Here is a 14,415-nt window from a genome sequence, read left to right on the forward strand (position 1 = left end):
TACTTGACAACAGCTAGGGTGTAAGCCTAAGTTCCCTTATAAAATTTTTAATCAATACCGCTTAACGACAACCAGGAACAGGACGCAGCGTTGACGATTTATTGTATCAGAAAGCATCAGACCATTTTTAATTTAGCGGATTGCAGGCAGTGCTCCCACCGTAGGCGGTGCAGGGCATTTACTCTTTTTCTTGAGCCGGAGCTTCCCTTTGTGTTTAAGCTCAACGGAAAATTGGATTCGATTTTTGATGCCCAGAACGATGTAAAAAATACTCTGGATGCCCTGTTTCCCGCTGAGCGTGCCCTGTTGGAGAAAAGGGCGTTAACGCTTTTACCGGGGGGCAAGGTGGGAACGAGTGCCATTGTCCGGCTTAAAATGTATGAACTGCTTCAACGTAAAGGTGCCTAGTAAATAATTTTAGGTTCTTAGTAAAGGGGGGAGTGGAAAATATGAAAGGCAGAAGAGACACCCTTCTGCCTTTGGTGACGTAAATTATGTGAAAAGACTTACTGCTTTACAACATTTCTGGCAGCGGGGCCACGGTCGTTGTCTTCAATGTCAAAGCTGACCCTCTCGCCCTCGGACAAGGTTTTGAACCCGGGCATGTCTATTGCTGTATGGTGTACAAATACATCGTTTCCCTCATCTTGTTCGATAAAACCAAAACCTTTCTTGTCACTAAACCACTTTACAGTTCCTTGTGCCAAAACCTTACCCTCCTTAAATGTCAGCATTTGACTCTTATTAAAGTCGTTCTGAAAAAAACAGAACAACCGATACGGCAAGCCATGATTTGACTATAGCCTCTGAAACAAAAAAAGCAAGGGAAAAAAAAGGGGTTGTGGTAAAAAACCACAACCCCTTGATGCAAATCAAAATCAAGCGCTGTTAAACGCCGTTAAACGTTACTTTCTGTTGGCATATTCCGCATAGGCCATTGCCGTTGTCCTGTAGACCAGATGGGCCATTTTGGAGAAGGGCAAAAATGCAAACAGGTTAAAGATAGTGATCAGATGAAGCCAGTAGATGAAGTAAGACACTCCAGCATAACCTGCAAGACGTGTCATCTCAGTGAGAAGCCCAGTAACGCCCAGGGATAGGACGATGCCAAGGATATACCAGTCCTTGTAGGTAGAGACCAGATCTTTTTTCCCAAGTCTGTTCTTGATCATCAGTGTCGCACCGATCACAAGGGCCGCACCCGAGATGTTGGCAAGCCATTTTACCGGGTTGAGCTGTGAGTAGGGTCCGGGAATGCTGAAGATATAAAGAACAACAAAGAATATACTCGTTACAATAAACAGTCCGATGAACGAGTAGAGAACCATCATATGGGCAGTTGCCCGGTCATGGTTCGCTTCGCACTGGTTGAATTTGTCATGCTTCAAGACAACGGGCAGCACCTTGATCAGGGACTGCAGAAAACCCTTGATCTCGATACTTGTTTTGTCTGTCTTGCCTTCATCAACGGCATTCTGATGAATGTCGGTGACAAATCGTTTAAGGCTCAGGGCAAAGATGATCACCACAAGGGTTGCAATGGGCACAAAAGTCATGTCCACAAACCAGGTGGAGAAGAAGTTTGCATGGGCAATTTCCCCATGACCGCCATGGGACCATTCAATGCCAAAGGTGCTGAAGATCTTGGTCATGGTGTCTCCTGCCGTCATGGTGATATAGGCAAGGAGTGCAAACCAAAGTCCTGGAATGGCAATGAGAAACGGCAGCTTTTTGGGGTCTTCCACTGCATTGGCAAGAAATTTTGGCCGGGCATACTCTTTGATGGCCGTATAACGAATGGCGGAGAGTACGTCACCTGGTCTTGCCCCCCTGGGGCAGAGATCTGAACAGTCCCCACACTCATGGCAGAGCCAGATGTCACCATTGGAGACCAGCTTGTCTTTCAGCCCCCAGGATGCTGCGATCATCTCTTTTCTGGGGAATGGGCTGTTTTCCGGTGCAATCGGGCAGGCAACGGAGCAGGTGGCACACTGAAAGCATTTTTTCAGCGTGTCTGCCCCGAGCATTTCCAGCTCATTGATATAGGCCAGATCCGGTTGAACAAGGTATTTATCACTCATACTGCGATACCTCCTAGGTTCTTATAACGGTTAACTCAGAAACCCTTGAACGGGTTGGGACCAAGGCCTTCGATTTCTTCCACAAAATCACTCAAAAGTCCTGGAAGCTTGTCATATTCATCAATGGCGATCTCTTCAAACCTTACCCGCTCTTCTTCAAGGGCAAGACTTGCAAGGGCGTCACCCATCTTGTTGGCACGGACCTCGGCAAGTTCGCTGCCCTTCATGAAATGACACTGGTAATCATCACCGTGTTTGCAGCCGATGAGGATAACACCGTCCATTCCCTGGGCCAGTGCGTCCTTGATCCAGATGGAATTGACAGAACCCAGGCATCGGACCGGGATGATACGAACATCCGGTGAATAATCCATGCGGTTCATGCCGACCATATCAAGGGCCGGATAGGCATCGTTTTCGCAAACAAGGGCCAGAATCCTGTATGGCGGCTCATCAAAATCGTCCTCGGAAGGAACGCCAATGGCCTTGATCTGGGAGCCGATACTGTCAATGCTGTAATCGGCAAAGCTGATGATGCGCTCGGGACAGGCACCCATACAGGTTCCGCAACGACGGCACCGGGTGGGATTGATCTTGGGTGTACCTTTTTCATCGTCATCCAGGGCCCCGAAGGGACATTCCACCGTACAGCGTTTGCACTGGGTACAGCGCTGCATGAAAAATTCAGGGAAGGTCATGTCGCCGGAACGGGGATGTACTGAAACCCCCCTGTGGGCGGACTCGATGCACTGGATCGCTTTAAGGGCCGCTCCAGTTGCATCTTCCATGCTCTCTTCAATGGTCATGGCACGGCGGATGGTTCCTGCTGCATAGACCCCTGTTCGCTGGGTCTCATAGGGAAAGCAGATGTAGTTTGAGTCGGCATAGCCGCCAAAGATGTCGTTGTCCCGGAAGCCCGGGCCCTGGCGATAGGCAAGGTTAACGATGGGATCATCCACCGTGACCGGTACCATACCAGCGGAAAGGACAACAAGGTCGGCCTCAATGGCAATCTCTTTGCCAAGGAGGGTGTTGGCCGCTTCTACGACCAGGGAGTCACCCTTCTGGCTGACGCCCGTCACGGCACCCTTGGTCATGAAAATTCCGTTGTCCTGCTGGATACTCTTGTAAAAATTTTCCTGGAGTCCTGGGGTTCTCATGTGCTGGTAGATGATGTAGGCCTTGCCGTCTGCATAGTCATTTCGAATATACTTGGCCTGTTTCAGGGCTACCTGGCTTGTGACGGAACCGCAGTAGGGAAAATCAGCATCGTCCTCATCCTTGCCGGGACTCTGGACAAAAACAACGGATTTTGCCTCTTTGCCGTCCGAGGGCCTGACCACCTTGCCCTTTGCGGCAAGTCGTTCAAATTCATCGTTGGTAATGACATCGGGAAGGTTTACACCCAGGTGGGCGTAGGCCTCGTCTTCAAGTTTATCTGCCCGCCAGCCGGCAGCCAGAACAACGGCACCGTAAAGTTCGCCTTTGGGATCGAGCTTGAGGATGTCAACCCGGCCTTCGTTGTATTCGAGGAACTTGGCGTGGAGGGTTTCAGCGTCCAGATCTTCACCCTTTTCATCCTTGGTCATCTCTTCTGGAAGGGGAAAGGGTACGTCAAAAGGAATCTTTTCACCAGGTTTCTTAAAGGTGACGGTAAACTCACCAGGCTGACCAGCGATACGGGCCACCTCGGTTGCGGTTTTTACCTCAATGTTGGGGTACTTCTCAAGCTCGGCAAGCTTATCGGCAATCACTGTCGGGATCAGCTCCTCAAAGGGCTCGACCACCGGCATCTGGCTTCTCATGCAGGCGGCATAACCGCCAAGCTTTGGTTGCTTTTCAACAATGGTGACCTCAAAGCCTGCCTTGGCTGCATCAAGTGCCGCAGAAATACCGGTGATACCGCCACCCAGGACAAGGATCTTTCGTGAAAAGGTTTCAGTCTTGTAGGGGGTTGGCAGGGTTACCTTTTCAACACGGATCATGCCCATCTTGATGTAATCCTCGGCCTTCATCTGGATGCGGTCAAAATGCTCCTCGTCATCCTTCTGCTCTTCGGTAAGGGCCGGATATTTTTCCCTGGAATGGGGCCATACCACGCCTTCTCTCAGGTTAACCCGCTCGACAATGCAATTGTCGAACTTGAAAGCGTCAAAGTTGACCCTGCGGGAACACGCCCCGATCACCATGGCGTTGACCTTACCCTCATCCACGTCCTTCTGGATCATGGCAAGGCCTTCCTTGCCGCAGAGAAAGGGGTGGGTCTTGTTGTACACACCCTCTTCATCGGGTACGTCAACAAGGGCTTCCATGTCCAGGACATCACCGATGCCACACCCTGTGCAGATATATACTCCGTATTTTTTATCCATGGTTGGTCTACCTCCTCACCAGCGTTTGAATAGCTTTCAGGGCCATGCCGGTGGCATTCTGGTTGGATGTTACAACATCGGCAGGCTTGTTGGCACAGCCTGCTGCAAACATGCCGCCCTTTTTAAAGTCATTCACAATAAAGCCGTCTGAGTTGAACGTCAGATCGGCATTGGGCCGTTCAACAGCCGAATTGGGCTGCATGCCCGTTGCAAGGACGAGCAGGTCAACGGTCTGTCGAACCTTGTCGCCGGACATGGTGTCTTCGGCGACCAGGGTGATGTTACCGGTGCCTTCTTCTTCACCAACTTCTGCCACCTTGCCCTTTACGAAAAAGATGTTCTTATCCTCTTTGAGCTTCTTGTAGAAGTTCTCGTACTTTCTGCCCGGGGTCCGAATGTCGATATAGTAGATGTAGATTTTTGCTTCGGGGTACTGGGCCCTGAGGTAGGTGGCGTGCTTGAGTGACGCCATGCAGCAGATGTAAGAGCAGTAGGGCAGGTGGTTCTCATCCCTTGAACCTGCGCACTGGACAAAGCCGATGGTTGCAGGCGCCTTGTCATCCGAGGGCCTGATGATCTTTCCCCTGGTGGGTCCGTTGGGCGAGGCAAGCCTTTCAAGCATCATGTTGGTGATGATGTTCTGGTAGCGTCCAAAGCCCAGGTTATCGATCCTTGCAGCATCGTAGGGACGCCAGCCGGTTGCCCAGACAATGGCGCCGACCTTGAGGTCAAGGCTCTTTTCTTCCATGTCAAAATCAATGGCGTCAAATTTGCACGCTTCCTTGCAACGGTCCCTGTCATCCTGGGCCATGGAAGGTGCCATGACATAGCGCTGGGGAAAGGCCATGTTGTGGGGAAGATAGGCGGCCTTGCAGCGGTCCATGCCAAGGTTGTACTCGTTGGAAATCTCAGATTCGCAAACCTTTGCGCATTCTCCGCAGGCCGTGCAATTTTCGTTTACGTATCTTGGGCTGATCTTGAGCTTGACCGTGTAATCACCGGGTTTGCCGTCGACCTTGTCCACCTCGGCCATGGTGATGACCGTGATTTTGGGGTTGTCCTTGATGCGTTTGTAGTTGATCTCAAGTCCGCATGTGGGCGGGCAGAGTTTGGGAAAATATTGTTTGAGCTGGGATACCCTTCCGCCAAGGGAAGGTTCCTTCTCAACAATAAAGACCTCATACCCCACTTCGGCAGCTTCCAGGGCAGTGGTCAGGCCGCTGATGCCGCCGCCAACTACCATGATGCTTCCACTGGTCGGGGCTGAATTATCTGTTGTCATGCTGTCCCTCCGTGCATTTAGTACATTACTAATATTATGAACAATTTAGGATGCCGGGAATCCGGCATCCTGCCTCCTTGAAAATTGAAACTCGAAACCTGAAACTCGAACGTTGCCTCCAGTTTTAGTTTCCCAGTCTCTTTTTCTTTGGCTTGTAATAAGGAGACAGGAGGTGGAAAAATTCCCGCACACCAGAATCTGAAAAAACCTCCAGGCACACAAATCGCACCTGGAGGTCAGCTTTTCAGAAGAACATACCTGAAACGATCAGTTTCTGATACTAGTCAGCAATGATCTTTTGGTACGGAACCTTTTTCAAAGACCACTCGTTGGTCTCTTTGTTGTAGGTCGAGTTGACAAAGCAGAACCACTCTTCATCATTCTGGCCCATGAAGTCACCCCTGTAGTAGAAGCCGGGATATCTTGACTCCTCACGGAACTGGATGTGACGGGTATGTGCCTGAACGGTGTAGAGACGATGGTTGATTTCCCAAGCCCTGAGGAGCTCATGGAGATCACCGGCTGCAATTTTCTCAAGATCTTCCTTAAAGTACTGGAAGTTTTCCATGAGGATCTCAAGGGCCTTGCCACCTGTCATGTAGTATGTGGCTGTTCCTCCACCGTACTCATTGGTCATCTTCATCAGACGCATGGCCATACCGGCAGGTTTGCAGTAGTTGGGGTTAACATCCTGTGATGTTGAATATGCACAGTGGTCAAGGTAGTTACGAACAGGTTTGTAAACAAAGTCAACAAGCTCTTGATCTGTCTCTTTGATGCCTGTTACCTTATCGCCTTCGGCTTTAAGGTACTGGATCATGGACTTGGCAACAATACGTCCCTCTGCATGGGATCCTGAGGAGAACTTGTGACCTGAGCAGCCAACGCCATCACCAGCGGTGAAAAGACCCCTGACTGTCGTCATTCTGTTGTAGCCCCATTTGTACTCTGCAGGGACCCAGTCCTCTTCCGGACCTGAACACCAGATACCGCAGCATCCAGAGTGGGATCCGAGGAGGTACGGTTCGGTGGGCATGATCTCAGAGTCTTTTTTCTCAGGCTCTGTATCAGTTGCGCACCAGAGACCTGCCTGACCTACGGACATGTCAAGGAAATCTTCCCAAGCTTCTGACTCAAGGTGCTTGAGCTCTTTCTTGCTCATGGTCTCGCCAAGTTTTGCAAGAGCAGCTGAGGTTTTCATGATGATGGGCCCGCGGCCCTCTTTGTACTCTTTCATCATCAAATGGTTACGAAGACAGGTTGGTGTGATGGCTGCTGTTCCATAGGGAGCGTATTTAGCAAGCTCTTCCTTGGCTGCATCACTTGCAGCATAGTTCTCGCCAAGACCGTTAACTGTCTGGGCCTTGAAAAGAAGGAACCATGCACCAACAGGTCCGTATCCATCCTTGAAACGTGCGGGGGTGAAACGGTTCTCCATCATGGAGAGCTCAGCACCGGCACGAAGGGCCATGGTGTAGGTGGAACCTGCGTTCCAGATGGGATACCAGGCACGGCCTTTTCCCTCACCAACCGAACGGGGCTGATATACGTTTACAGCACCACCGCAGGCGCACATGATAACCTTGGCGTTGATGATGTAGACCTTGTTCTCACGAAGTGAGAAACCAACGGCTCCAGCGACCCTTGTGGGATCGTTTTTGTCGTTGAGGATTTCAACGATGAAGCATCTTTCAAGGATGTTATCCTCACCAAGGGCAAGCTTTCCGGCCTCGGCAACGATTCTCTTGTAGGACTCACCATTGATCATGATCTGCCATTTACCTGTACGAACAGGAGTAGCTCCACCCTTGAGGGTTCCGAGTTTCTGGCCTTTCTTACCGTCCATGTTCTTGTTGTCTTCTGTCTTTTTCCAGACGGGGAGTCCCCACTCTTCAAACAGATGAACAGAGTCATCAACATGGCGGCCAAGATCGTAGATCAAATCCTCACGTACGATTCCCATGAGGTCGTTTCTGACCATGCGGACATAGTCTTCAATCTTGTTTTCGCCTATGTAGGTGTTGATTGCAGAAAGGCCCTGGGCTACAGCGCCGGATCTCTCAAGGGCTGCTTTGTCGCAAAGAAGGATCTTTGTGTCGTCTGATGCCCATTTTTTGATCTCAAATGCTGTTCCACAGGCAGCCATACCGCCGCCGATGATCAGAACGTCAACATCCCTCTTGTCAACTTCCGGATCCCTTACTGCCTTTAGCTCTCCAACAGGCTTGTTAGGTAATGCCATTATATACCTCCAAAGTAATAGTGATTTAATCTAGTTCAAAATGGATAACAGGTTAACTATGCCAGCTCCTGGGGAGTGGTAAGTACCATGCCGTCTGCTTCCTGTGTGGAGAGAAGCCCACTGTTAAGATCTTTACCCTTAAGATCTGCATAGGCGTTAGCCTGGCCTTCGGGGGTGGTTCTGATCGGGAACTTGAAGCGTTTTACAACACCGTTTCTGAATTTGCAGGTCCACATGATGTCCTCGGTGCCCATCATGGGAACTACGCTTGCTCCCATGGGTACAAAGTCAGAGTAACCCCTGACTTCGATTGCCTGGGACGGACAGATCTTTACGCAGGAGTAGCACTCCCAGCACTGATCTGGCTCCTGGTTGTATGCTTTCATTGCGTTGGGATCAAGAACCATAAGGTCATTGGGACAGATGTACATGCATGCTGTCTTGTCCCCACCCTTGCAGCCGTCGCACTTTTCTGCGATTACAAAAGATGGCATTTATAATACCTCCCTTACATTATGTGCTGAAATCTTTTTGAACTCCAGCAACTGCTGTTAATGAAACTGCGACATCTCTTACGGTGCCGCCCTAATATACAAAAATATAGGTCGCTATACTTCGACCTCGGTCATCCGGTGTGTACTTGCCCGGGGAAAGCATGCTGTTGCTGAGATTTATGAATGTCAGCCCGGGTCTAATTAAATGTTTGGAAAGTAGCACCCGTTAATGCACCTTGTCAAGAGTTTTTGCCACAGGATTTTTATGGTGGGAATCCTGGTTTTTAAACCCGAATAAATTGTCAATATATGCCCTATTGGCTTGCAGATCTCTACAATATATAGTAAAAATCGAGAATGTCTGAAAACCAACTATAAAGTTTATTAAGGATAATTGACCATGAGCGAAGATATGATTCCGGTTGACCTGGATGATGCAATGACCTTTGAATGCTCCCCCGGAGTCCCCTGTTTCAACGAGTGCTGCAGGGATCTTAACCAGGCATTGACCCCCTATGATATTCTCCGGTTGAAAACTAATCTCAACCTTACCTCTGATGTTTTTTTGAAAAAATACACCTCGTCCCATATGGGTCCAGAGTCGGGGTTGCCCGTGGTGACGTTCAAGCCTGACCCTGCCACCGGTCACCGCTGTCCCCTGGTGACCCGGGACGGTTGCTCTGTCTATCCGGACAGGCCCGCTTCGTGCCGGATGTATCCCCTGGCCCGGGCCGTGTCACGATCCAGGCAGACTGGCGAAATCACCGAGTTTTTTGCCTTGATCGAAGAACCCCACTGCAAGGGGTTCGGCAGGAAAAGCGGCCAGACCGTCCGGGAGTGGCTGGCTGGTCAGGATGTGACCCTTCACAACCAGATGAACGATCGCCTTATGGAGACAATGAGCCTGAAAAACAGGATCATGCCCGGACGGCTTGACCCAGTGGATGCTGACAGGTTTTACCTGGCCTGTTACGACCTTGATACCTTTCGGAAACGCATTTTTGAAGATGACCTTTTGGTCGGTCTTGATGTCCCTGGTGCGCTCCTTGATCGCCTGAGGGTGGATGATGTCGCCCTGCTTGATTTTGGCCTTGCCTGGATCGGTCACACCCTTTTTGGCGCTGCCCTGAATCTGGGTCGATAACCAGTCATGGGGGCGAAAGGAGGGGTGATGCAGGCAAAAGGGGTGTCGATGAATTCAAAGGTTGCCCTTGTGCTGGGTGCTGTAAAAGGACTCGGTCGGGGGGTCGGGCTTGCCCTGGCAAGGGAGGGGGTTCGTCTTGTGTTGACCCGCCATGACTGGCTGGACAGCTTTGAAGAGATGGAACGCCAGTTCCGGGAGACCGGGGTTGAATTTGAGATTGTTGATGTTAATTTGCTTGATCCTGATGGGGTTGCAGGTCTTGCCCGCACCATTGAGGATCGATTCGGGCGGCTGGATATCCTTGTGAACAATATTGAGCGCGGGGGATGGCCTGCCGTTCATGGGCGCTACGTCAGGGAACAATGGGACCTTGAAATGGCAACCACCCTCAGGGCCAAACGCTGGGTGTTTGATGCTGTTTTTCCCCTGCTGAAACGCTCCAGGGACGGGGTGGTTGTCAATTTTTCTTCCATAGCCGCTGTTGTGGGAAGATCCGGGTGTGCAGCACCCCTTTTCAATGATGGATATGCAGCCGCCAATCGCGGGGTTTCTGCTTTGACCGAAACCTGGGCCCGCATGGGTGCGCCCAATGTCCGGGTCAACGAGATCATGCTGGGTGTGTTTGAAACCCGGCATGCCCAGGGAACCCGTGGGTGGGAAGAGGTGTTGACCGATGATGAAAAACGGGCCATCGTGGCCCGTACCCTGGTGGGTCGAACCGGTCAGATCGACGATGCGGTCAAGGCCCTGCTCTTTGTTGTCCGGGATGCGCCTTATATGACAGGTTCCGTGATTCGACTGGACGGCGGGTTTGTTCTTGGCAATGACCCTGTTCCGCCCATGCCCCAGGGGGTGGTGTAATTCTGGTTCTTTCCTTGTGTCAAGCAGGGCGTCAAGATGAGTGTGGCGGGACTCTGGATTTAACGGGGTAGTACCATCTCGGCAATGGTCAACTTGAGCCGTGTCTGGTTGTTCGTTGCCCGTCTGTAGTCCATTTCGATCTGAGCCATTTCCGTGTAAAAGGGTGTCCGGTCAAATTGGTGATAGCTTGCAGAGTCAAAAAGATGCCCCCCGGCCCTGCATCCTGGCTGCCGTGAGGGTATAGCCCCGGGTCTTGTTAATTCGTGGGGGATGCCGTGGAGCCGGCAGATCATGGGCCGGAATCTGTAGAGCTGGCACAGGCCGTCGCTGTTGAGGGGGCACATGACCCGAAGGGGTTCCCCGGTCACTTCAGTCGCTGCCCTGGCCTTGCAGACGTCCACAGCCTTTGCCTGGATGGTCTCGACCATTGGAAGGGCAAGGGTTGCCAGCCCGGAGAGAAGATAGTTTCTTTCAATATGGGTGTGGTGGTAAAATTCGGTTTCACAGCAATTTTCCGGGCACCCCCTGCAGACAAATCCATAATGGGCCGCGGCCGTTTTCCAGGCCTCATCCATGCGGGCGTAGAGGGCTGTGAGGCGTTTAAAAAAAGGGGTGTCAGTTGGGCTGATCATGGCGTTGTTCCTATGTGATGGGTCTGAATGGGTTAAAAAAGGGCCTTGGGAAAAAAGAGTTTTGCGTAGAGGTTCAGGGCGTACCTGTCGGTCATGCTGGCAATAAGGTCACACACAGAGCGTTCCAGGGGGTCGCTTTCAGGGTTCCAGGGGGCCATCTCCATTTTTGAGAGTTCCTGCTGGAGGTCATCAACATTGTTCATTAAGTGCCTGTAAAGCTCTTTGATAACTTTTTTGGCTTTGATGAACTCCCTGTGAACGGATGGGGACCGGTAGACGTTGTGGTAGAGGAATTGGCGCAGGGCGGTCATGGCTGAGAAAATATCCTCGCCCATGGTGAGCTTTAGTTCTCCATTTTCAGGTCCGCTACTGTAAACGATCTCCTGAATCATGGTCTTTGCCCGTTTGGAGTGTGTGTCTCCCAGCCGTTCAGTGCAGATTCTGGGCACCTCGTTCAGGCTGATGACGCGGCTCCTCAAGGCATCGTCCAGGTCGTGGTTCAGGTAGGCCATAATGTCTGCAATCCTGACAATTTTGCCCTCTGCAGTCGCGGCGACTTCACCAGGGGTTGTGGGCATTATTTTTCCGAACCCCTTGGAATGTTTGAGAATGCCATCCCTTACCTCCCAGGTCAGGTTCAGGCCCCGTCCCCTGTTTTCCAGAATGTCAACCACCCGGAGTCCCTGCTGCTGATGGGAGAAACCCGGAGAGAATATTTCTTTTAGTGCTGCTTCACCGCCATGGCCAAACGGGGGGTGTCCCAGATCATGCCCCAGGGAGATGGCTTCGGTCAAATCTTCGTTTAGTCGCATGGCCCGGGCGATGTTTCTGGCAATTTCAGACACTTCAAGGGTGTGGGTCAGCCGGGTTCGGTAGTGGTCTCCCAGGGGGGATAGAAATACCTGGGTTTTGTGTTTCATGCGTCGAAAAGCGTTTGAATAGACAATCCTGTCCCGGTCAAGCTGAAACGGGGTCCTGATGCCGCAGGGTGTTTCCGTCCTGATGCGGCCTGTTGATTTCAGACTTGAACAGGCAAATTCTGAAAGAAACGCCTGTTCCCTGACCTCAAATTCTTCCCGAATGGAAACACTTCTCTTTGAGGCTTGTGCGCCGCCGGTCTCCAGGTTTTCCGCCTTGGGCGTTATTGCAACTTTCATGTGTCCTTCACAGATGGTTTAAATAAACGGATTTAATAACCGGCATGGCTGGAGCAGTGTCACTGACCCGTCCGCAACGAAATTTGAAACTTCTTTGCAGGTGATGCTTCGGTGGGAGTCTCATATATTTCATATAAAACAATTGTGCATATTGTCTAAATTTTGTAAAGGTATTTTTCCAGGGAAGTTGTTTGAAACCATGATTCAACTATGGAGGGGATGATCGAAACCTTAAATGATGCATATTATATGGAACTGGCCCTGGCGTCTGCCCAAAAGGCCTTTGATCAAGGGGAGTTTCCCGTGGGTGCGGTCATTGTCTGTGACGGTCGGGTGGTGGCCCAGGGTCACAGGGTCGGGACAGGGGCTTTGACGGGCCGTCCAAGTGAAATTGACCATGCTGAAATGCGGGCGTTGAAAGAGTTGGAGGGCCTGCCCTTGGGATTTGATCCGGCCGGGGCTGTTATTTTTTCCACCATGGAACCTTGTCTGATGTGTTTTTCAGCCATTATTCTTTCAGGCATAAAAAAAATTGTATATGCTTATGAGGATCCCATGGGAGGTGGGACCTGCTGCGACCTTGGGCAGTTGCCACCGCTTTATAAAACCTGCGGGATCAAGGTTTTTCCGGGGGTGCTCAGAAAAAAAAGTCTTGACCTTTTTGTGAAATTTTTTCAAAAAGAGAATAATTTATACTGGAAGAACAGTCTACTTGAGCGGTATACCCTCTCACAGGCGGGGGGGATGGTTAAATAAAGCTTGCAATTCTAGGCGAGTATAGATAATATCGCAAGTTGCTGTATGGTTTTAGCGGTGCTGGGCAAAGTAAATTAAATCGCAGGAGGTGCGGAATAGCTAGACAGAGAAGCCAGGACAGGACAAGTGTAAATAGGGATATCAGGGCTCCTGAGGTCAGAGTTGTGGGCGCTGATGGTGAACAGATCGGCGTCATGCCCATCGAGGAGGCGCTTCAAAAGGCAAGGGAAAGTCATATGGACCTTGTTGAGGTGTCACCCAATGCACAACCGCCTGTCTGTAAAATTATGGACTATGGTCGATACAAGTACGAGTTGACCAAAAAACATCAGGAGGCCAGAAAAAAACAGAAGGGCTTCCAGATCAAGGAAATAAAGGTCAGGCCGGGAACCGATTCCCATGACCTTGAAACCAAGGTCAAACATATTCAAAAGTTCATTAACAACAGGGACAAGGTCAAAGTCACCTTGGTCTTCCGGGGACGGGAAATTACCCTTTCCCAGCAGGCAAGGGATGTCCTGGAGCGGGTTGCAGAGATGACTTCTGAATTTGCCCAGGTTGAGCAGTTCCCCAAGTTTGAAGGCCGAACCATGACAATGGTACTGTCGCCCAAGTAGGCCGGGCTATGTTGTCCTAAGGCTCAATGGCCGGGGATGGTTTGATTTGTTTGAACCGGGATTTTGGTAAGCCAGGATCCTGTGTGCCCCGTTATAGCGCTGCTGAAAAGATATGACAGGTGGTGCATCCGCCCCTTAAGGGAAGGCTGTACCATTGTGTTTTTTTGGAGTAATACAAAACCAGGAGAGATAGGAATGCCGAAAATAAAGACAAACAGAGCCGCTGCAAAGCGATTTAAAAAAACAGGCTCTGGAAAGTACAAGTTCAGAAAGGCAAATGCAAGCCACATTCTGACAAAAAAGACAACCAAGAGAAAACGGTCCCTCAGGCTGGATCAGATTATTGGTGCCAGTGATTTAAAGGAAGTTAAACGTCTGTTGCCCAACGGCTAGACCACGGAATCAAGGAGCATTTAGAAATGAGAGTAAAAAGAGGTTTTAAAGCAAGAAGGCGCAGGAACAAGGTACTCAAGCTGGCCAAGGGTTTCAGGGGCAGTCGCAGTAAACTTTACCGTACAGCAGCAGATGCCGTTGACAAGGCACTGGGTTATGCCTACCGGGACCGCAGGGCTAAAAAACGTGATTTCCGCAAGCTGTGGATTGCAAGGATCAATGCTGCGTCAAAAATGAATAATATTTCCTACAGTAAGCTCATTCATGGCCTGAAGCTTGCCAAGGTGGAACTTGATCGAAAGGTTCTGGCCGATCTTGCAGTGTCTGATCCTGCAGGTTTTTCCCAGATCGCCTTAAAGGCCGCAGCCCAGCTATAGGCTGGGG

At 50.6% G+C, this 14,415-nt stretch carries 15 protein-coding genes; 7 read left to right on the forward strand and 8 right to left on the reverse strand.

What is annotated here, in order from left to right; genetic code table 11:
- Positions 1–90: 90 nt before the first annotated feature.
- A complete protein-coding gene (locus HRM2_RS02200; protein WP_012662810.1) occupies positions 91–408 on the forward strand; it encodes a hypothetical protein in 318 nt (105 codons plus the stop codon).
- A 98-nt stretch (positions 409–506) separates the two neighbouring features.
- On the opposite strand, the gene HRM2_RS02205 is transcribed toward HRM2_RS02200, so the two are convergent.
- The 6 genes from HRM2_RS02205 to aprB all read right to left on the reverse strand — a co-directional run bounded on the left by HRM2_RS02205 (position 507) and on the right by aprB (position 8,471).
- Positions 507–707, reverse strand: coding sequence for a cold-shock protein (locus tag HRM2_RS02205; protein ID WP_012662811.1), 201 nt, complete (start codon positions 705–707; stop codon positions 507–509).
- Positions 708–905: 198 nt separating this feature from the next.
- Complete coding sequence (gene qmoC, locus HRM2_RS02210) at positions 906–2,081, reverse strand: quinone-interacting membrane-bound oxidoreductase complex subunit QmoC (RefSeq protein WP_012662812.1); 1,176 nt, start codon at positions 2,079–2,081, stop codon at positions 906–908.
- A 35-nt stretch (positions 2,082–2,116) separates the two neighbouring features.
- The gene (locus HRM2_RS02215; protein WP_012662813.1) at positions 2,117–4,453 is read right to left on the reverse strand and encodes an FAD-dependent oxidoreductase; all 2,337 of its coding nucleotides are present in this window, start codon (positions 4,451–4,453) and stop codon (positions 2,117–2,119) included.
- Between the two features lie 7 nt (positions 4,454–4,460).
- Entirely contained in the window at positions 4,461–5,735 is a 1,275-nt protein-coding gene (locus HRM2_RS02220; RefSeq protein ID WP_012662814.1) for a CoB--CoM heterodisulfide reductase iron-sulfur subunit A family protein, read from the reverse strand.
- A gap of 280 nt (positions 5,736–6,015) precedes the next feature.
- Positions 6,016–7,977 carry an adenylyl-sulfate reductase subunit alpha gene (gene aprA, locus HRM2_RS02225; RefSeq protein WP_012662815.1) on the reverse strand — a complete coding sequence of 654 codons (1,962 nt, stop codon included), beginning with the start codon at positions 7,975–7,977 and terminating at the stop codon, positions 6,016–6,018.
- 56 nt (positions 7,978–8,033) lie between these two features.
- Positions 8,034–8,471 carry an adenylyl-sulfate reductase subunit beta gene (gene aprB / locus HRM2_RS02230; protein ID WP_012662816.1) on the reverse strand — a complete coding sequence of 146 codons (438 nt, stop codon included), beginning with the start codon at positions 8,469–8,471 and terminating at the stop codon, positions 8,034–8,036.
- 400 nt (positions 8,472–8,871) lie between these two features.
- Here aprB and HRM2_RS02235 point away from each other — a divergent pair, with 400 nt between their 5' ends.
- Positions 8,872–9,615, forward strand: a complete 744-nt coding sequence (locus HRM2_RS02235) for a YkgJ family cysteine cluster protein (RefSeq protein WP_012662817.1) — start codon at positions 8,872–8,874, stop codon at positions 9,613–9,615.
- Between the two features lie 27 nt (positions 9,616–9,642).
- Positions 9,643–10,476: an SDR family NAD(P)-dependent oxidoreductase gene (locus tag HRM2_RS02240; protein WP_232364174.1), complete on the forward strand. Its 834-nt coding sequence runs from the start codon at positions 9,643–9,645 to the stop codon at positions 10,474–10,476.
- Between the two features lie 59 nt (positions 10,477–10,535).
- Here the strand turns inward: HRM2_RS02240 and HRM2_RS02245 are convergent, their stop codons facing one another.
- Positions 10,536–11,108 (reverse strand): hypothetical protein, encoded by a 573-nt coding sequence (locus tag HRM2_RS02245; RefSeq protein ID WP_012662819.1) that lies wholly within the window; start codon positions 11,106–11,108, stop codon positions 10,536–10,538.
- A gap of 32 nt (positions 11,109–11,140) precedes the next feature.
- Positions 11,141–12,265 (reverse strand): deoxyguanosinetriphosphate triphosphohydrolase, encoded by a 1,125-nt coding sequence (locus HRM2_RS02250; RefSeq protein WP_012662820.1) that lies wholly within the window; start codon positions 12,263–12,265, stop codon positions 11,141–11,143.
- 219 nt (positions 12,266–12,484) lie between these two features.
- Between HRM2_RS02250 and HRM2_RS02255 the strand changes: the two genes are divergently transcribed.
- The 4 genes from HRM2_RS02255 (at position 12,485) to rplT (ending at position 14,408) form a co-directional block, all read left to right on the forward strand.
- On the forward strand, positions 12,485–13,021 hold the full coding sequence (locus HRM2_RS02255; RefSeq protein ID WP_041272996.1) for a nucleoside deaminase: 537 nt from the start codon (positions 12,485–12,487) through the stop codon (positions 13,019–13,021).
- Between the two features lie 38 nt (positions 13,022–13,059).
- Positions 13,060–13,638, forward strand: a complete 579-nt coding sequence (infC, locus tag HRM2_RS02260) for a translation initiation factor IF-3 (RefSeq protein ID WP_012662822.1) — start codon at positions 13,060–13,062, stop codon at positions 13,636–13,638.
- A 195-nt stretch (positions 13,639–13,833) separates the two neighbouring features.
- On the forward strand, positions 13,834–14,031 hold the full coding sequence (rpmI, locus tag HRM2_RS02265) for a 50S ribosomal protein L35 (RefSeq protein WP_012662823.1): 198 nt from the start codon (positions 13,834–13,836) through the stop codon (positions 14,029–14,031).
- A gap of 26 nt (positions 14,032–14,057) precedes the next feature.
- Positions 14,058–14,408 carry a 50S ribosomal protein L20 gene (gene rplT, locus HRM2_RS02270; protein WP_012662824.1) on the forward strand — a complete coding sequence of 117 codons (351 nt, stop codon included), beginning with the start codon at positions 14,058–14,060 and terminating at the stop codon, positions 14,406–14,408.
- Positions 14,409–14,415 lie beyond the last annotated feature (7 nt).

This window comes from Desulforapulum autotrophicum HRM2 (assembly GCF_000020365.1).
In the GTDB taxonomy this organism is placed as follows: domain Bacteria; phylum Desulfobacterota; class Desulfobacteria; order Desulfobacterales; family Desulfobacteraceae; genus Desulforapulum; species Desulforapulum autotrophicum.